This is a genomic window from Lactovum miscens, from assembly GCF_014202895.1.
Taxonomy (GTDB): Bacteria; Bacillota; Bacilli; order Lactobacillales; family Streptococcaceae; genus Lactovum; species Lactovum miscens.
Genome location: NZ_JACHHV010000008.1, coordinates 1 through 24,320, shown reverse-complemented (window position 1 = coordinate 24,320; position 24,320 = coordinate 1). Strand labels below are relative to the sequence as shown.

The following is a 24,320-nucleotide window of genomic DNA, read 5'->3' as shown; positions in this document are numbered from 1 at the left end:
GAATCAATTTCGAAGGGCCTTTTAACTTTCGATTAAACTGGCCTTTATTTTAATTCAATCAATAAGTCCTGAGCTTGAATACTCTTTCCTGTCACTGCATGAATAGCTGAAATTTCAGCATCAAAAGCTGCGGTAATGGTTGTTTCCATTTTCATTGCTTCCGTTACCATTAGCGCCTGACCACGTTTGACCTTATCGCCAACCTTTACAAAGATTGGTCCAACTGAACCTGGCATAGTTGCACCAATTTGATGTTTATTATGTGGCTCCGCTTTCTGATTTACTGCCACATGTGACTCAAAGGAGAGCTCATTCACAACAATTTCCCGACGCTGACCATTCATGTTAAAGAAGAGTACGCGATTCCCAAATACATCTGGTTTTCCAATTTCATCAAGACGAATAATAAGCGTTTTTCCCTTTTCAATTTGAACTTCAACCTTATCTCCGGCACGCATACCATAGAAGAAAGTAGTCGTATCTAGAAGTGTAACTCTTCCAAATTCCTCAAGATGTTTCTGGTAATCTAAGAAGACTTGTGGGTACATGAGGTAGGAAACAACATGGTAATCTTTTGCTTGATAGCCCATTTTTTTCGTCAACATCTCTTGAACAGATTCAAGATTAACTGCCTCAGTATGCATTCCTGGACGATCTGTAATCTTAGCTTTACCTTTTAAAATAAGAGATTGCAATTTTTCAGGAAAACCACCTACTGGCTGACCTAGATCACCTGCAAAAAATGATACAACTGACTCAGGAAAATTCAAGCCTTCGCCTTTTTCATAGACATCTTCTTCTGTCAGCTCATTCTTAACCATGAAGAGTGCCATGTCGCCCACAACTTTTGAGCTTGGTGTAACTTTGATAATGTCACCAAACATCTTATTAACTATGGCATACATTCTCTTAATCTCATCAAACTCATGATCAAGCCCAACAGCTGCAGCTTGAGACTTTAGATTGGTATACTGACCTCCAGGCATTTCATGTTGATAAACCTCAGTGGAAGGACTCACAATTCCTGCTTCAAATGGAGCATAATATTTACGAACATCTTCCCAGTAGTGGTCAATTTGTTCAGCATGCTGAATGTTTAAAGCGGCTTGCCGATTACTACCTTCTAAAGCATAATAAACTGATTGCATAGAAGGTTGAGAAGTTCCCCCAGCAAAAGAGGCTGTTGCAACATCAATAATGTCCACGCCTGCTCTTACAGCGGCGCCATAGGTATATACTCCGTTACCACTAGTATCATGAGTATGCAAATGAATTGGCAAATCAATCGTGTCTTTAAGTTCGGATATCAAACGATAGGCAGCTGGTGGCTTGAGTAATCCCGCCATGTCTTTAATTGCCAAAATGTTTGCACCCGTTGCTTCAAGTTCCTTGGCTAAATTCTTATAGTATTCTAAATTATATTTAGTTCGACTTGAATCTAAAATATCACCTGTATAACAGATAGTCGCTTCTGCAATTTTTCCCGCATCTCTAACGGCTTGAATTGACTTCTCCATCTGTGGAAGCCAGTTTAAGCTATCAAAAATCCGAAAAACGTCAATTCCTTCACGTGCCGCAATTTTGATAAACTCTTCAATCACATTATCAGGGTAGTTTTGATAACCCACGGCATTTGAACCACGAAAAAGCATTTGGAAAAGTGTATTTGGCATTCGTTTACGTAGCTCGCGCAAGCGATACCAAGGTGATTCTGACAAGAAGCGATATGCTACATCAAAGGTTGCGCCTCCCCACATTTCAGCGGAGAAAAGTTCAGGGAGTCCCTGATCAATAGTCTCGGCTATATTTTTCATATCTTGAGTGCGTAAACGAGTTGCAATTAGTGACTGATGGGCATCCCGGAATGTCGTGTCTGTCAATAAAACATTCTGAGTCTTTTTAACAAAATTTACAACAGCAGCTGGACCTTGCGCATCCAAAATATTTTTTGCAGTTTGAATGTTCTGAATATCATATTCCGGCAAACGCGGAGCATCAAAATGTTTTTTTCCTTCTTTCTCAACTCCCGGAAATCCATTTACAGTGATATTAGCAATATAATTTAAAGTTTTGTTTCCTCGATCTCTTAGACGAGGAAAATTGAAAAGGCTTGGTGTATTATCAATAAAGGTTGTACTTGCTTGGCCACTCGTGAAATGTTCATCATCAATAACATTAATAAGAAACGGAATGTTGGTTTTAACACCACGAATACGGAACTCACGTAGAACACGATGCATTTTATTTGCGGCATCTTCAAAAGCATGTGCAAAAGTGCAAACCTTAACCAGTAAGCTATCAAAGTACGGTGTCACTTCATAACCTGAGTAAGCATTCCCAACATCAAGTCGGACCCCAAAGCCACCTGGTGAACGATAAGTGTTAATTTTTCCTGTGTCTGGCAAGAAGTTATTTTCTGGATCTTCTGTCGTAATACGGCATTGAATCGCTGATCCCATTAGGGAAATCTCAGCTTGTTCTGGTATTCCAATTTCACTGTGTAAATTTTTTCCCTGAGAAATCAATATTTGGCTTGTAACAATGTCAATCCCTGTAATTAGTTCCGTTATAGTATGTTCAACTTGTACTCTGGGATTGACTTCAATAAAGTAAAATTGATCATCTTTGACCAAAAATTCAACTGTTCCAGCATTAACATATTTGACACTTCGACAGAGTTTTACAGCTGCTTCGCAAATTTGTTGTCGTAAATTTAGAGATAAACCAATCGCTGGTGCAATTTCGATAACTTTTTGATTTCGGCGTTGCACAGAACAATCACGTTCATAAAGATGAATAATGTTGCCATGTTGATCTCCCAAAATTTGGACTTCGATATGCTTCGGGTTTTCAATGTATTTTTCAACGTAAATATCTGCTGACCCAAATGAAGTCAATGCTTCCGATTTTGCGCGCTCATAGCCTTCACGAAGCTCTTGGTCATTGCGAGCCACACGCATCCCTCGGCCGCCGCCACCGAGTGCTGCCTTAATCATTACAGGATAATTATATTTTTCTACAAAACTAAAAGCCCCATCAATATCAACGCTTCCTTCAGTTCCTGGTATACCTGGAATATTTGCTGCCTTTGCTGCAGCTTTGGCCTTGATTTTATCTCCGAAAACATCCAAATGTTTATTTTCTGGTCCAATAAAGATCAATCCCGCCTCTCGCACCTTAGTTGCAAAGTCTAGATTTTCTGAAAGTAAACCATAACCTGGATGGATCGCATCTGCGCCACACTCATGTGCAATACGAATAATGTCATTGATATCAAGATAAGCATCAATAGGCTTCCTGCCTTTACCTACTAAATAAGCTTCATCAGCTTTAAACCTATGAATGGAGTATTCATCTTCAGCTGCATAGATGGCAACTGTCTTTAATCCTAGTTCATTGGCTGCACGAAAAACTCGGATTGCAATCTCACCACGATTGGCTACAAGTAACTTTTTCATAAATTCTCCTCATAAATTACCTTCAGTTAAGCTTCTGCTCCCGAAAAGAAGGAGCGAAGTCTTTTCCCCGCTTCTTGAATTTCTTCAAGCGACTTAGCATAAGAAATTCGCACATTGTTAGGTGCATTGAAGAAGGACCCTGGTGTAATAGCTAGTCCCACTTTATCAAGTAAAAGGCTACAAAAATCAAGGTCACTATTTATAATTTTACCAAAATAGGTCTTTGACAATACAGGTTTGATATTTGGAAAAAGGTAAAAACTTCCATCTGGAATAATTCTTAAATCTAGCTCAGTCTGTCTTATATCAGTAATTAGACTGTCTTGACAGAATTTAAGTCTATCAACATGAGAACTATCAAAATTCAGAATGGCTTGCTCTGCAGCTTTCTGAGAAACAGAGGAAACGCTCGCTGTAATTTGACTCTGAAATGCGGCAATTTGCTTTGCGATAACCTTTGGCGCAGCCGAATAGCCAACACGCCAGCCAGTCATACCAAAAGCCTTTGAAAAGCCATTAATCACTATGGTATTTTCTTTTAAGTATTCTGAAAGAGTGGCAATTGAAACAAATTCCATTTCATAAACAAGACGTTCATAAATTTCATCGCTAATGACAATTAATTCATGTTTCTCAATAATAGGTGCTAGTTCTTCCAACTCTCCTTTGGAATAGGTTGCACCTGTTGGATTTGACGGACTATTTAGCATTAAGATCTTACTTTTTTTGGAAATTGCCGCTTCCAACAATTTAGGAGTCAGTTTAAACTTAGTTGTTTCATCCAATTGAATAAAATGAGGCACCCCACCGACTAATCTAATCTGTGCCTCATAACTTGGCCAAGCCGGTGTTGGCAAAATGATTTCATCCCCTTCGTTGACTAAAACAGCTAGGGTATTGTATAAAGCTTGTTTTCCACCAGTAGACACTGTTATTTGTCCCGGTGCATATTCCAAGCCATTCTCGATAAGGAGCTTTTCACAAATATTTTGACGTAAGGGTAAAATTCCTGAAGAATTCGTGTAATGAGTAAAGTGGGTGTTTATTGCTTCAATAGCCGCTTCACTTGCTTGTTCAGGTTCATAAAAATTGGGTTCCCCTACTGTGAGGTTAATAATATCTCGCCCTTGATCCTTCAGTGAGGCAATTCGGTCATTCAGCTGTAAAGTTGGAGAATCCGAGAGATAGTTCGTTCTTTTTGAAAATGAAATCAATTTTAAGCACTCCTTCTATGCCGTTCGTATCCCTTGCAGTATATCATTTTTGACATTAATTTCCTAGGCTTGAGACCAACTGGCCTTTTACAAAAAGAACTATCATTCAGGTTATTAAGACCTCTATTTTACAAATCTTTTTGTACTACTATAGTGGTATTTAGCACCAGTACTGCCTGTTATCCACACAAATTTTATAAGGAGAAAATATGTTTAATTAGGCAGCAAATATTTTTGATACCTTTGGCCATCATTGAAGCAAGCTTACTTTATAATACTATTCAATGAACGATTGGGGGAAGATTTTGGACTTCTGAGTCTGATAGTATGAAAAAAAAAGAAAATAACAATCTCTGAAATTTTCTTCACTTTTGATGGAATCACCTTTGCCAATGTCTTAATGTCAATTGAGCTCCTGCAGAACGTAATCAGTTTTCATACGGTAATTATGAAAACTTTTGGCGCCAACACTCTTATTATTACTATACAATTGGCTTTCTTAAGGAACTTGCCTTTTATTCTGTTGGACGACAATCAACCTTGCATTCTAGATATAACAGTCAATGAAAAGACTTAGCGGAATATACTTGGTAAATGAAATCATCGACCTCTTCTTGATAGGACTTTTTTTTAGAATTTTTGCTTAATTGAAAATAACTCAAGCAAAATCATATTACTTCAGTTATTTTTATTTTTAATTTAGGCCAAGTGCTTTGGCAATGTCAATATTGACTCCAAGTACATTGACGGTATTTTCTCCAATGAAGCCAAATAACTTTTGTTGCGTATTCTTTTGAATCATCTTATTCAAATCAGCTTTACTCAACCCTGTTGCTTCAGATAATGCTGGAACTTGAATCTCGGCGCTGGTAGGGCTGATTTGAGGATCAAGTCCCGATCCAGAAGCCGTCAAAAGATCATCCGGAATGGCTTTAGGCGAGACTGTTGGATTGGCTTTTAAGAAGGTCTTCAAGTCTGACTCTACACGTACCTTAAGTGTAGGGTTACTTGGTGATAAATTGGCAGAGCCTGTAGCCACACTTGTATAAATTCCATTGGCCTTATCAGCTATTGTGTAAGTATTGTAGTTAACCGCTGAAGGACGTGCCTTCATAAAGCGCACATCAGTAAATTTCTGACCAATCAAGCTTGAACCCACTACTTTACCATCAACCTTAATCAAACTACCATTTGATTGTGACGGAAAAATTGCTTGTCCTAAACCCGTCATAAGTAAAGGGTAAAAGAGACCACAGATTACGATAAAGACGATAGTAATCAAAAATGGGGTTTTTAATTCAAATAGTAACTTTTTCATCATTTCTCCTTTTACAAGCCAATCACATGCAATAATGGCGCAATCACAAGGTCAATAAACTTGATACCTATAAACGGGGCAATCACACCACCCAATCCGTAAACCAACATATTATGCGCCAACATTTTTTCTGAACGTTGAGGTTTGTACTTCACACCTTTCATAGCAAGTGGAATTAAGATTGGAATGATGATGGCGTTAAAGATCAGAGCTGACAAAATTGCACTTGAAGGAGTTGCTAAACCCATAACATTCAAAATCTTTATCTGAGGAATGGCCAACATAAACATGGCTGGAATAATTGCAAAATATTTTGCAATATCATTGGCAATTGAGAAAGTGGTTAAAGCACCACGTGTAATCAAGAGTTGTTTACCAATCTCAACAATATCAAGAATCTTAGTTGGATCAGAGTCAAGATCGACCATATTGGCAGCCTCCTTAGCTGCGCTAGTACCGGAGTTCATAGCGATACCGACATCGGCTTGAGCAAGAGCAGGGGCATCATTGGTGCCATCACCTGTCATAGCCACAACTTTACCTTGGGCTTGTTCTTTTTTAATCGCAATAATCTTATCTTCTGGTTTGCATTCTGCGATAAAGCTATCCACTCCAGCTTCTTGAGCGATCGTTGCAGCTGTCAAAGGATTATCACCCGTGCACATAATGGTTTTAATCCCCATCTCACGGAGACGAGCGAATCGAATAACCAGACCAGGTTTAATTGTATCTTTTAGATAAATAACCCCAAGAATTTTTTCATTACGTGTCACTGTCAATGGCGTACCGCCAACAGATGAAATCTCGTCAGTAATTGCCTTGAGATCTGTTGGAATATGTCCGCCAAGCTTTTCGATATGGGCGATGATTGCATCAGTGGCTCCCTTACGGATAACTGTGCCATTATTTAAATCAACACCACTCATACGAGTTTGAGCAGTAAACTCAACAAAGTTCATGGCTTCTGGAATCTCGCCTCCCTCTCCCCGTTCTTCATTGGCGAGTTTGACAATTGATTTACCTTCAGGCGTTTCATCTTGTAATGAAGTTAAAACTGCATTATCAATCAATTCTGAAATATCCACACCTGAAACAGACTGAAACTTAGCCGCCATGCGGTTACCATAAGTAATCGTACCTGTTTTATCAAGAATCATGGTATCAACGTCACCAGAAGCTTCCACCGCTTTACCTGACATAGCAATCACATTAAAGCGAGTGACACGATCCATACCGGCAATGCCAATAGCGGACAAGAGTCCACCAATCGTAGTTGGAATCAAACAGACGGTCAGAGCAATTAAAGTTGGAACGGCTAATTGTACATGCACATAAGCCGCAATTGGATAAAGGGTCACGATAACAATCAAGAAAATAATGGTTAAGCTTACCAACAAAGTATTCAAGGCAATTTCGTTCGGAGTTTTTTTACGAGAAGCACCTTCAACCAGTGAAATCATTTTATCCAAGAAGGATTCACCAGCATTTGAAGTGATTTTAATTTTCAACCAGTCACTGGAAACCGTTGTACCACCAGTCACTGAGGCAAAGTCACCTCCTGATTCTTTGATGACAGGAGCAGATTCACCAGTAATGGCTGACTCATCAACTGAGGCAATACCTTCGACAACCTCACCATCATTTGGAATCAATTCACCAGCTTTTACAAGAACAACGTCACCTTTTTTCAAGTCGGAAGCATCAATGATGCGGCCCTCCTCATTCTGATGTTTCAGTTCTAAATCATTCGCAAAATCTTGAACTGACATAAGCACTTTGATATCAGATGGTTTAACGTTGGCTGATTCGACCAAGCGTGCTGTCATACTCTTTTGAGTTTTTTTCAAGCTTTCGGCTTGAGCTTTCCCACGACCTTCCGCGATCGACTCGGCAAAGTTAGCAAAGAGAATGGTCAAGAGCAAAATCATAGTTACAATAATATTGTAAATTCGGATTGAAGTGGCTACTGGACCAAAGAGAGCTGGGAAAATAGATAAGACTAAGGTAATCAGAAAACCGACTTCCACGACGAACATAACTGGATTTTTAATCATGTAAGCTGGATTTAGTTTTAAAATCGCCCCTTTTAAAGAGCTTTGAAGAATCTTCTGATTCAACATTTTTTTATTATTTGTACGCATAACTCACACCCTCACATAGTTAAAAATTCAGAAATAGGGCCAAGGACAAGCACTGGTAAGAAAGTCAAAGCCGAAATCACGAGAACAACGACGAAGAGAACAATAGTAAATGTAGCTGTATCCGTCTTCAGAGTACCTAAAGATTCATTTACTTTTGGCTTTGCCATTAATGAAGCTGCAATCGCAAGTTGGATGATCATTGTGACATAACGGCCAAAGAACATTGCTAGGCCAGTTGTCACATTCCAAAAGATTGTATTATCTTTCATGCCTTCAAACCCAGAACCGTTATTGGCGGAAGAGGAGGCATATTGATAGACTACTTGTGATAGACCGTGGAAGCCCGGGTTTGTGATCCCTGCAAGCCCAGCTGAGACTGAAATAGCCAGAGCCGAGAAAGCTAAGATAATCAAGGGATGAACGATGATTCCTAGTGCGGTCAACTTCATTTCTTTGCCTTCAATCTTCTTGCCAAGATAAACTGGTGTCCGTCCAATCATGAGTCCACAGATGAAGACGCTCAGGATAACATAAAGGATCATGTTCATGAGACCCACTCCCTTGCCACCAAAGACCACATTTAACATCATGTTGATCATAGCAATACCACCAGACAATGGTGTCAGCGTATCATGCATATTATTTACAGAACCTGTCGTAAAGGCGGTAGTGATTTCAGTAAACAAACCAGACATATTCACACCAAAGCGACTTTCTTTGCCTTCCATGCTACCCATTGATTGGTTCAATCCAAGGTGGGCCAAAATTGGATTTCCTTTCGATTCTGACCAAAGAATCACAGCCAAGCCAAGCACAAATAGAATCGCCATCACGATGAAAATAGGACGCGCCTGGCGTCCGAGCCAGATTTTCTTCTCTTTTTTATTCTTGAGTCCTTGATTTTTTACAAATTTATTTTCAACCATCATGTGACCGAAGGCGAAGAGGACTGAACCAGGTAAGAGCATCATTGAAAGCATTTCTATAATGTTAGTAAAGACACTTGGATTTTCAAAAGGCATGGCTGAGTTGGCCCCAAAGAAACCACCGCCATTAGTACCTAAATGTTTGATGATTTCAAGTGTGGCCACAGGTCCCATGGGGATATCTTGAAATTTTCCTTCAATCGTTGTAACCGTCAAGTTATGCATCAGGGTTTGGGGCACACCTTGTGAGATAAGAATTAAAGCACCGATAATTGAAAAAGGTAAAAGAACTCGGGTGATAATTCTAACAAAGTCAACGTAGAAGTTTCCCATATCTGAGAACTTTCCAGACAGGGCACGGATGAAGGCCATTGCCGCTGCAAAACCAGATGCTGCTGAAGTGAACATCATAAAGGTAATCACAACCATTTGGCTCAAATAAGACAACCCAGTTTCACCCGCGTAATCTTGTAAGTCAGTGTTCGTAATAAATGAAATCACAGTGTTAAAGCCAAGTGAAGGCTCCATGCCAGCAATATGATTAGGATTAAAAATTGGAAGGGCTTGAATACGCAAGATGAGGTAGCCAATAAAAACCATCGCAAAATTGGTCAAAACCAAAGCAACAGCATATTTTTTCCAAGACATTTTAATTTTTTTCAAGCTAATCAGTTTATAAATAAATCCATCAATTTTATCAAAGACAGGATCGGCAAAAGTATGTTGTTCAGTAGCGATATGATAAAGGTATTTACCTGTTGGTATCATGAAGAGGACGCCAATGACAATAACCAGAACAATTTGTAACATATTTCCTCCTAAAATTTATCTGGATGAATCAGTGCATAGACTAAATACGCTGCGAGCAAAACAATAATAATTCCCAAAATTGCATACATCATTTTTAAACCTAACCTTCTTCTTTAATCTGCATATCACACCAATTAATCAAAAGTAACAACAAGGTAGCGCAGACAATTAAACTTATTAACATTATGAAATCCATCATTTTTCTTCCTCCATTGGAAAATCATTTTAACAGAAAAAATATTAAGAAAGTATTAAGATTTTGGGTTGGATATTAAGATTCCATTAAAGTCCAGATCATGGCGTTCTCACCTTTTTTATATGGTCTACAGCCTCCTTGAAGGAAGTTTATTTTCACAAACTGAAATAAAAAAGCACCATTTAAAAATGGTACTCAAAATTTAAATTTTTTGTTTAATCAATTCTGTTCATACGATAGCCAACTCCGATATGAGTTTGAATCAATTGTGGATTTGAGGGGTCAATCTCAATTTTCTTGCGGAGAGTTGTCGCAAAAACACGCAGAGCTGCAAAATCATAATCGTTGTAGCCCCAAATCTCCTTGGTAATAAAGTGATAAGTCAAAACTCGATTTAAATTGTTAGCAAGAAGACAAAGCAGTTTATATTCAATCGGTGTCAGATGAATTTCTTTATCTTGCACGAAGACGGAACCACCATCAAAATCAATCCTTAGCCAGCCATTTTCGAAGATTTGACTCTCTTCTTCAACCTGTGACATCTGTCCAAATCTCTCTTGCCTTCTTTGATTGACCCGTAAGCGAGCCAATAGTTCATCTGTAGAGAAAGGTTTGGTCAAATAATCATCTGCTCCCGCATCAAGAGCCTGAATCTTGTCTGAATCTTCACCACGTGCACTAATCACAATAATTGGGAGGTTAGAAAAACCACGAACCTTTTCAATAATTTCCACTCCATCCATATCTGGTAGCCCCATGTCTAGAAGTAAAATGTCTGGTAACTTAGAAACAATTTCATGAAGACATTGTTTCCCGGTTTTAGTTGATCGATAATCGTAGCCTTCGACTTCCATTGTCACACTCAATAATTTATTGATTGAAGGATCATCTTCACATATTATGATATTAGCTTTTCCAGCCATTTATATCCACCTCCACTAGCGGCAAGTTGAAACCAATAATTGTTCCTTTTGGTTTATTATCCTTCACATAAATCTCTCCACTATGTGAATTTATAATAGTTTTACAAAGTGATAAACCAATTCCAAGTCCGCGTTTTGAGTCTGGATTCTTATCAGCAGTATAGAAGAGATCAAAAATCTTTGTCTTAGCCACATCTGAAATTCCCTCTCCATCATCAGCGATTTCTACTTGAATACTGTTTTTCAGTCTTTCAGCCATCAATGTAATTGTTGAACCTTTTGGCGTATATTTAATTGCATTATTTACGATATTAATAATCACCTGTACAATCAAGGCACTATCCATTTTAGCAAAAAGTACCTCATCCGACAGAATTGTTTTTAACTGATGTTCATTAATATGACGGTCCACATGTTTCAAGGCTTCAGTAATAGCTTCTTCTATGCTATTAACCTGAAGGTTTAAAGCCACATTACTTTCTAATTTCGTGACAGCGAGAAGGTTTTCAATTAAGCTAATCAGCCACATGGAATCGTCATAAATATAAGAATAAAGCTCTAACTTTCTTGGCTCATTGAAAGAATTGCGATTCTCCATCAATAGTTTAGCATTTCCAGAGATACTGGTCAGAGGACTTCGTAAGTCATGAGAAATAGCCCGCAAGAGATTGGCGCGCAGCTGTTCTTGCTTCATTTCGATAACTGTTTGTTGCTGCTCAGAGCGGAGAACTTCTTTCTCAAGAGCTAGACCTGCTTCACCTAAAATAGACAAAAACACACTTTTTTCAAAGGGTTCAATCTCTTTTCCATCTAGCATGGAAACACCAATAATGGCGAAAATTCTGTTTTTGAGGCGAACTGAGAGATAGAGATATTTTGAGGCAGACAAAGTATTGGTTGTTGCCCCAGCCCTTTTGTTGTTGTGAAGTACCCAGTCGGCAACACCATTTTCCTTCAAACGCTGATAAGTTTCCAAAGTTTGATTCGACTGAGTTGCTGGAAAAAAGACCGCATTTTGCAAGACTTCATTTTCAACAGGATAAACCACCACGTCTTTCTCAAGTAAATGAGTAAGGGATCTAGCTGTTGCACTCAAAATTTCAGGAACACTCTCTGGAATTTGTAAATCTTTATTGGCTTGAAGTAGGAGTTCAGTTCGGTAAGATTTTTCTGCGTTCATCTTTACCTGATTTTGAATTCGCTTAATCAGGGTCGAGGTGATCAACCCGGCTGTCAACATGATGGCAAAGGTCACCGGATAGCTATTATTAAAGACTTCGAATGAAAAATAAGGGACAGTAAAGAAATAGTTAAAACAAAGAACAGATAACACTGAGGAAATTACACTGAAAATTCGCCCACGAGTGATTACCGCGTTGATCTGTACACCCAAAATATAGATTGTAATAATATTTGAAACATTAAACTTCCAATAATCGAAAATCAGGCCAACCAGAGTACAGGCAAATAAGACCATAATCGTCTTAAAAAGGTCGCTAAAGGTAAAGTGAATTGTGGGAAACTTTCTTATTCTAGAAAAATTCTGGTATCCAGCTTTAGTATATGGAATAATATAAATATCCAGCTCTGGCGCCAATTGTCCCAACTTATCAATAAAGCTTACCCCGCCAAAATTACGTTTCTCAGGTGTTTTCCCAATGACTAGTTTCGTAATATGACTCGTTTTTGCGTATTCTGAAATTTGCTCAGCCAACCCTGTCCCATAGACAACTGAAACTTTAGCTCCAAGTTGCTCAGCCAGTCTCAAGTTCTGTCGTAAACTTTTTCTCTCTTCATGGCTTAAACTTTCATCGCCCTCTTCACTCACATAAAGGGCTGTCAATTCAGCCTTAAAAGCGGCTGCTAATCTTACTGCTGCTCGAATGACAATTGGCGAAGAAGGTGAGGAGGAGACACAAACTAGAATCTGTTCTTTGGCAAAGCCTACTTTAGCATCAACTTGTTGCTTATTAGCCAAATTATTGACCTGATCAGCCGTTTTAAGCAAAGCAATTTCACGGAGAGCAAAAAGTTTTTCAAGTGTAAAGAAGTTATTTAAAGCCCGTTCAGCTTGGACTTTGTTATATATTTTTCCCTTGTGTAGCCTTTCCAAAAGATCGGCTGGCTCAATATCAACCAGCTTGATTTGATCTGCCTCATTAAAAACGTAGTCTGGAATTCTCTCATTGACCTGAATATCCGTAATTTGTTGAACTTGATCCATGAGGCTCTCAATATGTTGAACATTCAAAGTCGTATAAACATCAATCCCAGCACGTAATAACTCTTCGATGTCTTGGAAACGTTTCTTATTACGTGAGCCAGTTACGTTATTATGCGCCAATTCATCAACTAAGACCAACTGAGGTTTACGCCTTAAAGTGGCATCCAGATCAAACTCAGAAAATCTTAAACCTCTGTAGGTCATTTCTTTAGCCGAAATTGACTCAAATCCTAAAGCCAACTGGCTTGTTTCTGGCCTGGCATGAGGCTCAATATAACCTAGAACAACTTCAATTCCATTTGCCTTGGCTTCTTGGGCTCCTTGCAACATAGCATAAGTTTTTCCAACACCCGCGGCATAACCAAAGTAAATCCTTAATTTTCCTTGATGCATCTTTCCCTCCAATAAGCTCTTGAACAATTTCTAAGCTTAATTTAGTAACCATACTTATAACACATTTCATTCTCTTCTCGCAAAATCTAAGATTTTTGAGCTAACTAGCATGCTATAATTGGACATCAACTGTAACTCACGCTGTTATATCTATTACCATTTTACTCAAAAATTAGAAAAATAGTTATATCTTGTTAATATTTCAAATTTTAAAGAAAGGTTTCAAGTATGAAAATCGTAATTTTTGGTGGTTCCGGATTTATAGGCGAAAGCCTGGTCAAAACTTTATCTCAAGAAGCTAATGCTGAGATAGTTGTAATTTCTCGCCGTCCGCAATACAAATACCAGACTTTACCAAATGTCAAATGGCTTGTATCTTCAGTGACTGAAGATACAAGCTGGCAAACTACTGTTAAGGAAGCTGACTGGGTCATTGATTGTATTGGTATTCTTTTACCCAACCCCTTCAAGAAACAAAACTACCAAAGCGCCTCAATTAATCCTGCTCTCAAACTGATTCACTTTATTGCAAAATGTCAAAAGCCGAAATTTATATTTGTTTCTGCTAAGAAAATCCCATTCTTCATTTCTCCTTATTTTAAGGCAAAATTGAGAGTTGAAACGGAGATCATAGATTTTTTGGCAGATAGAGGACAAGCAATCTATCCAACGATTGTCTATGATCAACCAAAGCAAAGAAATTGGACAACCGCACAGCTTATTCTTTTTGCCAATCATTGGCCATTAATCAAAATTCTTGTTAAAGACTACCTTCCGATTCAAAGAAAAATTTTGAGCCAAGAAGTTGTCAAAATTTTGAAGGGACAAAATTCTTATTTGTCCAAGCGAAATTATTAGAGCACTCAGAATTTTTGTGTTTAAGACAAACAAACGAATAACAGATAAATCGACTTCTATGTAACAATAGTACAAAAATATCAAGAAAAATTTGTTATGTGCATAATAAATTCTGTTATAATTTAGCTATGGAAAAACAAGTCTTATTTACGATTTTTGGAGCCACTGGTGATTTAGCCAGCCGCAAATTGTACCCTTCACTCTTCCGCTTGTTTAAACGCGGTGAATTAGCTGAGAATTTTGCAGTGATTGGAACAGCCCGCCGCCCTTGGACAGATGATTACTACCGCGAAATCGTGCTCGCATCAATTTCAAGTTTATCAAATGATAAACGTCAAGCTGAGCTCTTTACTAATCATTTCTATTATCAAAGTCATGATGTATCTGATAGTGGACATTATGCCACTTTAAAAGTGCTCGGTGAAAAATTAGCTAGTCAATATCAAACAAGAGGAAATCAAATTTTTTTCTTAGCCATGGCGCCTCGATTCTTTGGCAACATTGCTCAACACTTAAAGTCTGAGAAAGTTTTGACTGGAAAAGGATTTGAGCGTATCGTCATTGAGAAACCTTTTGGCGAAAGCTTAAGTACTGCTACAGAGCTTAATGATTCACTACGTCAAGTCTTTGATGAATCACAAATTTTTCGTATTGATCATTACTTGGGTAAGGAAATGATTCAATCTGTTTCAGCTGTACGCTTCGCAAATCCAATTTTTGAAGCTCTCTGGAGCAATCAATATATTGATAACATCCAAATCACTTTTGCCGAGGCTATTGGTGTTGAAGACCGCGGTGGATACTATGATGGTTCTGGCGCCCTGAAAGATATGATTCAAAATCATGTCTTGCAGGTTTTATCCCTTCTTGCAATGGAAAAACCAGTCAAATTTGATGGAGACTCTATTTTAGCAGAGAAGGTTAAAGCTCTCCAAGCAATTCGTAAATACAGTCATGAAGAAGCTAAGGAGAGCTTCATTCGAGGCCAGTATGTATCTGCTAAATTTGACGGTCAAGACTTCATAGGCTATCGCTCTGAGCCAAAGGTTGCAGAAGACTCTCGTACTGAAACCTTTGTAGCTGGCAAATTTTTGATTGACAACGAACGTTGGGCTGGTGTGCCATTCTATGTTCGTTCAGGTAAGCGTTTGACAGAAAAAGGAACGCGTATAAATGTGGTCTTTAAAAATGAAAGTAACCCACTTTTTGAAAATGTTCAACAAAATGTATTGACTATTTATATTCAACCAACAGAAGGTTTTAGTCTGACCGTCAATGGAAAACAGGCTGGATCAGGCTTTGAAATTGATCCTCTACGACTTGCTTTCCGACATGACGCTGAGTACTTTGGAAATTCTCCAGAAGCCTATGAAACTCTGTTCCTTGATGCCCTGAATGGTAATAGTATGAACTTTTCACATTGGGAAGAAGCTAAACGAGCTTGGGAACTGATTGATGTTGTTCGTGAGGCTTGGGACAGTGATAGCTCTGAACTACCAGAATACCCTGCTGGGTCTATGGGACCAATAGCCTCTTTCAAGTTACTAGAAAAAGATGGACGCAGTTGGAACTGGAAACCAGATGAATGGTATCGTAAAAGAGGTAAGTTATAATGATCGAAAATATGATTGACCACAAAGATTTTGAGATGCGCATGCGTCAAGAATTGGCGATTCCTTTTTGGAATTTAAAAGCAAACAAATCTCAATTTACCGAGACTGAATTTCAGAAAATGAAAAGTCAGCTTATGGCCGATATTGAAACGTATGCTGAGTCCTATGTCAATCCATCAGAAAACGAATAAAAATGAAAAGATAATGAAAAAAACTTCCAGGCTTGGAAGTTTTTTTCATTTTTAAAAATTCATTAATTTTAAAACACGCCATCAATATCTGTTACTGCAATCAGTTTGTGGTTAACAAACTCTTTGATACCCAAATCAACCAGTTCACGTCCATAACCAGATCGACGAATGCCTCCAAAAGGTAAATCAGCTGCAACTCCTGTTGGATGATTTATATAAACCATACCTGTCGAGATTTTTTGTCCGACTTCAACACCATGCTGTATATCTTGAGTGAAGACTGAACCACCAAGTCCAAAAGGTGAGTTATTAGCAACGCGTATGGCCTCTTCCTCATCCTTAACTCGGATCACTTGTGAAACTGGCCCAAAGAATTCTAAGCTATAGGCCGGATTGTCCTCTGTCATGTTCAAAAGAATTGGTTGGAAGAAAGAACCTTGGCTCGGCACTTCAGCACCAATAATCTCAACTTGTGCTCCATTTTGAATGGCCAAATCCAAATGTTGCTGAAGCTCTTCACGTGCGGCAGTTGATGATAACGGTGCTAGTGTCGTTGTTGGATCTAAAGGATCACCTGCTTTTAATTGGGCAACACCTTGCTTATACTTCTTTAAAAATTCATCATAGACATCTTCTAGTACGATGATTCTTTTCGATGAGCAGCACACCTGACCACCATTCCAATGACGTCCAGTTACTGCCCAATTAACCGTCTTATCAATATCTGCATCTGAGAGGACAATAAAAGCGTCCGCGCCTCCAAGCTCCATAGTTGATTTTTTCAGGGCCCGAGCGGCTTGGGCGGCAACAATTGCACCTGCTCCCTCAGAACCAGTCAAGGCTATTCCTTGAACACGAACATCTTTAATAATCTGATCCAACTGATCACGTGTTGCATAGAGGTTTGTAAAACCACCCTCAACTAAGCCAGCTTCTCTGAACAATTCTTCAAAAGCAGCCGCACATTGTGGCACATTTGATGCATGTTTTAATAAGATAACATTTCCTGCCGCCAATTGTGGTGCTCCTACCCGAACGATTTGATAGTATGGGAAATTCCATGGTTCAATTGTCAGAATAATACCGAGAGGGACAGATTCTACCCAGTTATCAATATATGACGGATGTTTACTGACCAGCTTTTGTGGTTTCAATAGCTCTTGCGCATTCTCTACATAGTACTCCAGAATTTGCGCAGACAATTCAACTTCTCCTTCAGCCTCTCCAATCAATTTGCCCATCTCTAATGTCAAGAGCTTTGCAAATTCTGTATGACGAGCTCTTAGCAAATCTGCAGCTTTCTGAAGTACTTTCACCCGCTCTGAAACTGCAGTTTTACTCCAAACTTCAAAAGCAGCTTGAGCTTTATCTAAAATAACACTTACCTCGGCATCTGTTGCATCCGGGAAAGATTTTACCAATTCACCTGTATAGGGGTTTGTAGTTGCGTAGGTCATTTTCTTCTCCTTAAAAATTAAAATTTTACCATTTACGCAAGCAGACAAGAAAAAACACATGTGAGCCTGTTCAACAATTCTAACGCGAGCGCTTTCAAATGTCAATTTCATTATAGATAAAGAAAAACGGGTCTTAACAACTCGTTTATTTTTGGTTCCGTTTTTATTACAAGTCTGCTCCGTTGTTCTCATAATAAGCTATAAGTTTACCCACTACTTCACTCTCTACCATTTTATGAGCTTGAACAATTGCGCTTGATATCGCTTCAGGCGTAGAGTTACCATGCGCCTTAACCAAAGGAGCCTTAAGACCAAAGAGAACCGCCCCCCCCCGCACTTGAGCCCATTGACTTAAGCGATGAAAGATCATTTTTAATTAAAATACCACCAATTTTAGTTTTTAAATTTCCATTTTTTATAGTTGATTTTAGAAGTTTGAAAACAGTTGATAGAGTTCCTTCAATTGCTTTAAGAACAGCATTACCTGTAAAGCCATCAGCAACAATCACATCTGCTACTCCATCAAGAATGTCACGAGCCTCAGTATTTCCGACAAAATTTATTAGACCCTGTCGATCCAATTCTTTAAGCATTCCATGTGCTTCTTTAATCATCTGAGAACCTTTTGATTCTTCAGAACCATTTGATAAGAGAGCCACCCGGGGATTTTTGATGCCACGAACATGCTGCGCATAGTAACTTCCCAAGATAGCATAGTCACGTAAATGCTCTGCCTTGTTATCAGCGTTTGCACCTAAATCTAGCATATCAAAACCTGTTCCATCTGTACTCGGCAAAGTTGTCAAGAGACCTGGACGTTCTACTTTCTTAATACGACCAATTTGAAGTAGACCAGCTGTGAGCAGAGCACCTGTTGAACCTGCTGACACAATCGCATCTGCTTCCCCAGAATTAACAGCATGAATGGCACGAACCATTGAGGAGTCTTTTTTCGTCTTTACAACGCGCAAAGGATCATCATGAAAATCAACAATTTCGGTTGTTGGCAGTATTGTCACGTTTTTTTCATCTTCAAGAAGTTCACGAATCTTTGTCTCATCACCAAATATAAGAAATTCTGTATCTTGAAGTTCTTTTTTTGCTTGATTAAGACCTTTAATCACTGACTCAGGCGCGAAATCGCCACCCATGGCATCAATTGCTATTTTCATTGTTATATCCCTATTTCTACACTTATTAAGTACTTCTATTATATTAAAAAAATGTCTCAAAGACATTTGTTAGCCATTTTATTTATTAAATCATTTCATAGATTGCATCTGCCACAGCTCCCTCTTCACATGATGAAACAACTTTATAGGCTTTAGCTTTTATCTCTTCTTCGGCATTAGCTGGTGCAAATGAATATTCAAAGAGATCAAATAGGCTACTATCATTGAGGCCATCTCCCAGAACCATGACCTCTTCCTTTTTGAAACCAAATCTTTCAATGGCCTCTTCAAGAATAAAGCCTTTCTGGGCATGAAGATCTGTGATTTCAATATTATCCATAAAAGATGAAAGATAGCTAATCCCTTCTAAATTCGCCAATTTTTCTTTGCCTAGCTCAATTGGTCCTAATTCCCTAGAAAATGATTCTACTTTTAGGATTTCTAAATCTCTTTTTAAGAATTCTAGCTTATCGCCCAGTGGCTTAAGGTTTGCACAGGCCATTTTCGAAAGGCTACCACCTTGTTCAAAATCTTCTGGTTTAGCCCCAAATTTAAGTACAGAACGTGTCACAAACTGATTTTTGGTTTCATCTGGGTCAACCGAGTAAAAACCGTCTGTTGTAAAAACCATATATGGAAGATCAAAACTTTCAAGAATGTCTGTGACCGGAATAAAAGACTCTTTATCCAAATAAGCACTACTCAAGACTTCACCCCGGGCATTCACAAATTGTGCCCCATTCCCTAAAATTGCACAGTCCATTGTTAAATTTGCAGGTTCAGTTCGTTCTAATAATGTACCATAATCACGCCCAGTGGCAATCCCAAACATAACACCTTTAGCACGTGCATAACGAATTGCCTCTAGGTTTCTCTCTGGAATACCTTCATGAGAAGCTAGTGTTCCATCTACATCTGTGACTATCAAATTAATCATTACTCTTCCTCTATTTTTAACTAATTAATACTTATTCAAATGTCCAATCACTAAGCTTGGGTAGAAGAACTTTAAATTTATGTCTGAGCTTTCAAAACAAATCAATTTTTGGCTTTACGAAGCATGTTGTGCAAGGAAGGCCAATGATTTTGGAGAAGGATTAACTAAATTCAAACAGCACTCGGATACAAGCATACTTAAAGAACAAACTTAGCTCAAATTTTAATTTTCATTAATTACCTTCCAATTCAAGCCACTGATAGAGTCTAGCTGTAATCAAGCAGTCATTTAATGCATCATGTGATTTTAACCTCATATCAAAGAAATACTTGATAGTTGAAAGCTTATAATTCTGCAAAAAAGGCATCTTTTTTTTTGCGCCTGTTACAGTATCATAAGTTTCAAAAAATTCGCGGCGACGATGTTGATCCAGTTCGTAGTCAAGAAAACTCATGTCAAAACCAATATTATGGCCAACAATCAATTCACCAGAAATAAAATTCAAAAAATCATCGAACACCTCATCAAGAAGGGGTTGACTTTCCAAATGTCCTGCATCAATTCCCGTTAATCTAGTAATTTGAGGGCTTAAACTCGAACGTTGTGGTTTTATTAATTGATTAAAACGGGCAATTTCATTTTTTCCGTCAAATTTAACAGCTCCAAGCTGGATAATTTCATTGTTACTTGGTGAAAAACCTGTAGTTTCAAAATCCATAACAATATAGGTCGATTTCGTCATAATTTTATTATAGCAGAATCTATTTGCAATAATTTCAATTAACTCGTTTTAGAAAATTGAATTCTTTAGATTTATTCTCGCGAATCCTTTAAAGATATTCTTTCACATTGAACTATCGCGAGATAATTGCTCATCAAGGTAAGATAAGTTCTCAATAGCACATAAAAAAACTTGCTCTGGTAACCCTAACCTAAAAATTTAATATTTTATATTGAAAAAATTACCAATCAAAAAGGAAAGTACTTTTCCGAATACCTTCCTAAACTTCCTTTTCAAGTTTATTTATTTTCCAAGTTCTCACCATTGCTTGCAATAACTTGTTGATACCATTTGAAAGACTTCTTCGGTGTACGTTTGAGACTACCATTTCCGAAGTCATCACGATCCACGTAGATGAAACCATAACGTTTACTCATCTCTCCACTACTTGCCGATACAAGGTCAATACACCCCCAGCTAGTGTAACCAAGTAAATCGACCCCATCAAGTTCTACTGCTTTCTTCATCTCGGAAATATGTTCAGCCATGTAAGCAATCCTATAGTCATCTTCAACATACCCATTCTCATCTGGGACATCTTTTGCTCCCAGTCCATTTTCCACAATAAAGAGTGGTTTTTGATAACGATCATAGAGTGTGTTCATCGTAATACGCAATCCAACTGGATCAATTTGCCAACCCCATTCACTTGCACTGAGATAAGGATTCGCTACCGAATCAAAGATATTTCCAGCCGATTTATCTGCATTCTCTTCATGGGCTTTGGCTGTTCTAGATGAATAGTAACTAAAAGAAACGAAGTCTACTGTATTTTCATCAAGAATCTCAAGATCTCCTTCTTCAATTGGTAACTGGATGTCTTTCCGTTCTAGTTCTTTTAAAAGGTAATTTGGATATTTTCCTCGTGACTGAACATCAATAAAGAAAAGATTGTCTCGATTAACTTTTTGAGCCTTTAAGACATTCTCAGGCTTACAGTCATATGGGTAGAAATCTCCAGCTGCCAACATACAACCTATCATGTTATTTTCATCAATCTCGTGACCAATTTTTGTCGCAATGGCTGAGGCTAAAAGTTCATGATGAGCTGCGTGGTAAATCACTTCATCATGATTTTCACCCTCATCAAAAACAATACCGGCTCCCATAAATGGCGCATGTAGCAGGACGTTTATTTCGTTAAAAGTCAACCAGTATTTAACGAGACCTTTATACCGGGTAAAAATAGTGCGAACCAATTTTTCATAAAAATCAAGCATCTTACGGTTTCTCCAACCGCCGTAATTTTTTATAAGATAAACTGGACAATCAAAATGCGTAATAGTAACTAAAGGCTCAATTCCAAGTCGATGGCACTCCTTAAAAATATCTTCATAGAACTTTAAACCCGCTTCATTAGGCTTTGTCTCATCTCCATTTGGGAAAATACGTGTCCAAGCCAAGCTCAAACGATAAGTCTTGAAACCCATTTCAGCAAAAAGTGCTAAGTCTTCCCGCCAATGATGATACATATCAATTGCGTTTTTTGCAGGATAAAAATGTTCATCGTCAAATTCTAAGTGCTTCATTTCTCCTAAGCTGATCGGCCAGCGATCTTTCCCGTGTGGCACTAGGTCTACATTAGCAAGGCCACGTCCATCTTGATCAAAACCACCCTCACACTGATTCGCTGCTGTTGCACCACCCCATAAAAAATCTTTTTTAAATGGCATTTTTTCTCCTTAATTTTTAGTTATCTTTTAGTTAGCTAAAGGATACTTAATTTTACCAAAAAAACAGATATTATTTCAAGCGCTTTCATTTTTCTGAAATAAATAAAAACTTCCATTTTTGGAAGTTTATGCGCTCTCAATAAGTTTTTCCATCTCAGCTAGAACTGCCGACTCATCGTTTGTTCCGATAACATAATCCGCTATTTCTCTTATCCTATCCGTCGCATTGCCAACAGCAACTCCTGTACCAGCATGGCTAAGCATTTCAAAATCATTCATCTGGTCACCAAAAACAGTGGCGTCTTCTAGAGTTAAGTCAAAGTGATTCGCTAGTACTTCAAGACCTGTTGCTTTACTAATTCCTGCTGGAATAATGTCAATTGAGTTAAAACCTGATGAGGTCGCCCGTGCAAAAGGAAGCTTATCATTCAGCCAGATTATGCTTTCTTCAAGATGTTCTTCTGGAAAACGTGTTGATATCTTGAGCATAATATCATTTAGCTTACTCATTGAGTCAACCTTTTGACAATTTGGATAGTAAAGTCCAATAGCTTCAAAATATTTTTCGTTAACCGTCATTGGAACATAAGATCCTTTTAGACCTGAAATTATAAATGATTCCATGGGACTATACGGCATAATTTGTAGTTGGCGCATCAACTCCTCCATCTCAGCCTTTTCAAATCGAACCGCATGAATTATCTCATCTCCAATTGCCACCACTCCACCATTTTCAGCTACGTAAGCAATGCGATCTTTGACTGGTGAAAAGACCTGGTGGAGGGCCAAGAGTTGTCTCCCTGAAGAACTGACAAACAAGGCCTGATTCTCTTCAAACTTATCAAGTAACTTTTCTAACCGTTCCAAATCATAAGTCCGATCATCACGAAGAAAAGTGCCATCCATATCAGTCGCAAAAATTCTTTTGTATTTATCCATACTTGATTATAACAATTTATCCGAATGAATGAATCATCTTAGAATCTTATGTAAGTGTCAAATAATTGGCTGTAAATCTTCAAAACTGAATTTTTGTTTATATTTTAAAGCTCCTCCTGAGCTCCTGAGGCCCAAGATGTGCTTGGTAAAGTGAGTGGTAATCCCATTTCATCACCTTCTTGAACTCTGAAGTTGGCTTCTGATAAGTCCTAAAAAGGTGGTGCCAGTCGTAAACAGGCACCTCAACTTCAGGAAGGAAGTCATAATCTGTGTAGGCATTAAAGTTTTGATTCCGGCGTGCGCTGAGCAATTTAACCATCGCCTGAGCCCCCGCTTCACTCCAACGTCGGCCTTGTTTCTTCATCCGATAAGTATAGAGACGATGGTGACTCTCACAAGTGCCAATGACTGCCTCAAAATCTTTGAGAAGGGAACGTTGCTTGAAAGGCTTGAGTGAGCGCCAATTGCGATTAATGTAAGCTTGAAGTAAGTGCAGGTTCTCAAGTTCTTCTGGTGTTTCACACAAGCTCTCAATCGTCTCATAAAGCGGAACCAAGCTTTCAGAAGCGTAAGCGTACAGCGCCTTTTGAAAGTCCTTCACCAATTCCGGCACGAACTTCAGGCGTTCCTTGATCTTCTTGTTCACGTGATAACGATCCACAAAGTGCTCGTGGCAGAACGCTTCGCCACACAAGCTGTCAAAGTCGCTCTTCTGATAGCCTGAACCTTCGTCTGAGTTGCTCACAATTACGGTCTCACGTAAGTCATAGGTCTGACCCAAATAATTTTCGAGCGCTTCAAAAGCTTTCTCTCGGTCCAAATCAATGAATTCTTGGTAGTGGAGAAGCTTCGTACGCTGTTTTCCCACTTTTTGACGTCCTTCACAGACTTGAAGCCGGTGAAGATAAAAGTTCCCTCCGCCTTGTTTTCCCACAGAGAATGCATCCCCTTCCAGATACAAAATCTTGACTTTTCGTGTGCCTGAGGTTGGCGCATTCGCTAAGGCATTGCTTTGATTGCGGTCAATCTCTTGCCCTATTTGCTTCGCCAATTGTTGGAGCTGTTGGTGACTGATCGTGAGGGGAGAAACCAAACC

At 38.6% G+C, this 24,320-nt stretch carries 17 protein-coding genes and 1 pseudogene; 3 read left to right on the top strand and 15 right to left on the bottom strand.

The features are described 5' to 3' along the window. Positions 1–44 precede the first annotated feature (44 nt). The 8 genes from HNQ37_RS03325 to HNQ37_RS03290 all read right to left on the bottom strand — a co-directional run bounded on the left by HNQ37_RS03325 (position 45) and on the right by HNQ37_RS03290 (position 13,603). On the bottom strand, positions 45–3,458 hold the full coding sequence (locus HNQ37_RS03325; protein WP_183539304.1) for a pyruvate carboxylase: 3,414 nt from the start codon (positions 3,456–3,458) through the stop codon (positions 45–47). A gap of 26 nt (positions 3,459–3,484) precedes the next feature. Beyond that, on the bottom strand, positions 3,485–4,672 hold the full coding sequence (locus HNQ37_RS03320) for a pyridoxal phosphate-dependent aminotransferase (protein WP_183539303.1): 1,188 nt from the start codon (positions 4,670–4,672) through the stop codon (positions 3,485–3,487). A 694-nt stretch (positions 4,673–5,366) separates the two neighbouring features. Next, positions 5,367–5,990 carry a potassium-transporting ATPase subunit KdpC gene (kdpC, locus tag HNQ37_RS03315; protein WP_183539302.1) on the bottom strand — a complete coding sequence of 208 codons (624 nt, stop codon included), beginning with the start codon at positions 5,988–5,990 and terminating at the stop codon, positions 5,367–5,369. 11 nt (positions 5,991–6,001) lie between these two features. Continuing rightward, on the bottom strand, positions 6,002–8,131 hold the full coding sequence (kdpB, locus tag HNQ37_RS03310; protein ID WP_183539301.1) for a potassium-transporting ATPase subunit KdpB: 2,130 nt from the start codon (positions 8,129–8,131) through the stop codon (positions 6,002–6,004). Positions 8,132–8,142: 11 nt separating this feature from the next. After that, positions 8,143–9,867 (bottom strand): potassium-transporting ATPase subunit KdpA, encoded by a 1,725-nt coding sequence (kdpA, locus tag HNQ37_RS03305; protein WP_183539300.1) that lies wholly within the window; start codon positions 9,865–9,867, stop codon positions 8,143–8,145. 8 nt (positions 9,868–9,875) lie between these two features. Beyond that, on the bottom strand, positions 9,876–9,956 hold the full coding sequence (gene kdpF / locus HNQ37_RS08675) for a K(+)-transporting ATPase subunit F (protein ID WP_183539368.1): 81 nt from the start codon (positions 9,954–9,956) through the stop codon (positions 9,876–9,878). A 322-nt stretch (positions 9,957–10,278) separates the two neighbouring features. Beyond that, complete coding sequence (locus tag HNQ37_RS03295; RefSeq protein WP_183539298.1) at positions 10,279–10,986, bottom strand: response regulator; 708 nt, start codon at positions 10,984–10,986, stop codon at positions 10,279–10,281. Further along, complete coding sequence (locus tag HNQ37_RS03290; RefSeq protein WP_183539296.1) at positions 10,970–13,603, bottom strand: sensor histidine kinase; 2,634 nt, start codon at positions 13,601–13,603, stop codon at positions 10,970–10,972. Before HNQ37_RS03290 ends, HNQ37_RS03295 begins: the two co-directional genes overlap by 17 nt. Positions 13,604–13,831: 228 nt before the next feature. On the opposite strand from HNQ37_RS03290, the gene HNQ37_RS03285 reads away from it, so the two are divergent. From HNQ37_RS03285 to HNQ37_RS03275, 3 genes are all read left to right on the top strand, one after another. Then, entirely contained in the window at positions 13,832–14,461 is a 630-nt protein-coding gene (locus HNQ37_RS03285; RefSeq protein ID WP_183539294.1) for an NAD-dependent epimerase/dehydratase family protein, read from the top strand. A 128-nt stretch (positions 14,462–14,589) separates the two neighbouring features. After that, complete coding sequence (gene zwf / locus HNQ37_RS03280) at positions 14,590–16,074, top strand: glucose-6-phosphate dehydrogenase (RefSeq protein ID WP_183539292.1); 1,485 nt, start codon at positions 14,590–14,592, stop codon at positions 16,072–16,074. Continuing rightward, positions 16,074–16,265, top strand: coding sequence for a hypothetical protein (locus HNQ37_RS03275; RefSeq protein WP_183539372.1), 192 nt, complete (start codon positions 16,074–16,076; stop codon positions 16,263–16,265). The genes zwf and HNQ37_RS03275 overlap by 1 nt, the downstream gene beginning before the upstream one ends. Positions 16,266–16,333: 68 nt before the next feature. On the opposite strand, the gene HNQ37_RS03270 is transcribed toward HNQ37_RS03275, so the two are convergent. The 7 genes and pseudogenes from HNQ37_RS03270 to HNQ37_RS03240 all read right to left on the bottom strand — a co-directional run. Further along, positions 16,334–17,722, bottom strand: a complete 1,389-nt coding sequence (locus HNQ37_RS03270; protein WP_183539290.1) for an NAD-dependent succinate-semialdehyde dehydrogenase — start codon at positions 17,720–17,722, stop codon at positions 16,334–16,336. 166 nt (positions 17,723–17,888) lie between these two features. Continuing rightward, positions 17,889–18,894, bottom strand: a pseudogene (gene plsX, locus HNQ37_RS03265) (phosphate acyltransferase PlsX). A gap of 85 nt (positions 18,895–18,979) precedes the next feature. Beyond that, positions 18,980–19,831: a Cof-type HAD-IIB family hydrolase gene (locus HNQ37_RS03260; RefSeq protein WP_183539288.1), complete on the bottom strand. Its 852-nt coding sequence runs from the start codon at positions 19,829–19,831 to the stop codon at positions 18,980–18,982. Positions 19,832–20,063: 232 nt separating this feature from the next. Next, positions 20,064–20,573 (bottom strand): 3'-5' exonuclease, encoded by a 510-nt coding sequence (locus tag HNQ37_RS03255; RefSeq protein ID WP_183539286.1) that lies wholly within the window; start codon positions 20,571–20,573, stop codon positions 20,064–20,066. Positions 20,574–20,851: 278 nt separating this feature from the next. After that, positions 20,852–22,285, bottom strand: a complete 1,434-nt coding sequence (locus tag HNQ37_RS03250; protein ID WP_183539284.1) for a 6-phospho-beta-glucosidase — start codon at positions 22,283–22,285, stop codon at positions 20,852–20,854. Positions 22,286–22,411: 126 nt separating this feature from the next. Continuing rightward, the gene (locus HNQ37_RS03245; RefSeq protein WP_183539282.1) at positions 22,412–23,224 is read right to left on the bottom strand and encodes an HAD family hydrolase; all 813 of its coding nucleotides are present in this window, start codon (positions 23,222–23,224) and stop codon (positions 22,412–22,414) included. A 97-nt stretch (positions 23,225–23,321) separates the two neighbouring features. Beyond that, positions 23,322–24,320 (bottom strand): ISLre2 family transposase (locus tag HNQ37_RS03240; RefSeq protein ID WP_183539280.1); only part of this gene is annotated, 999 nt, incomplete at its 5' end.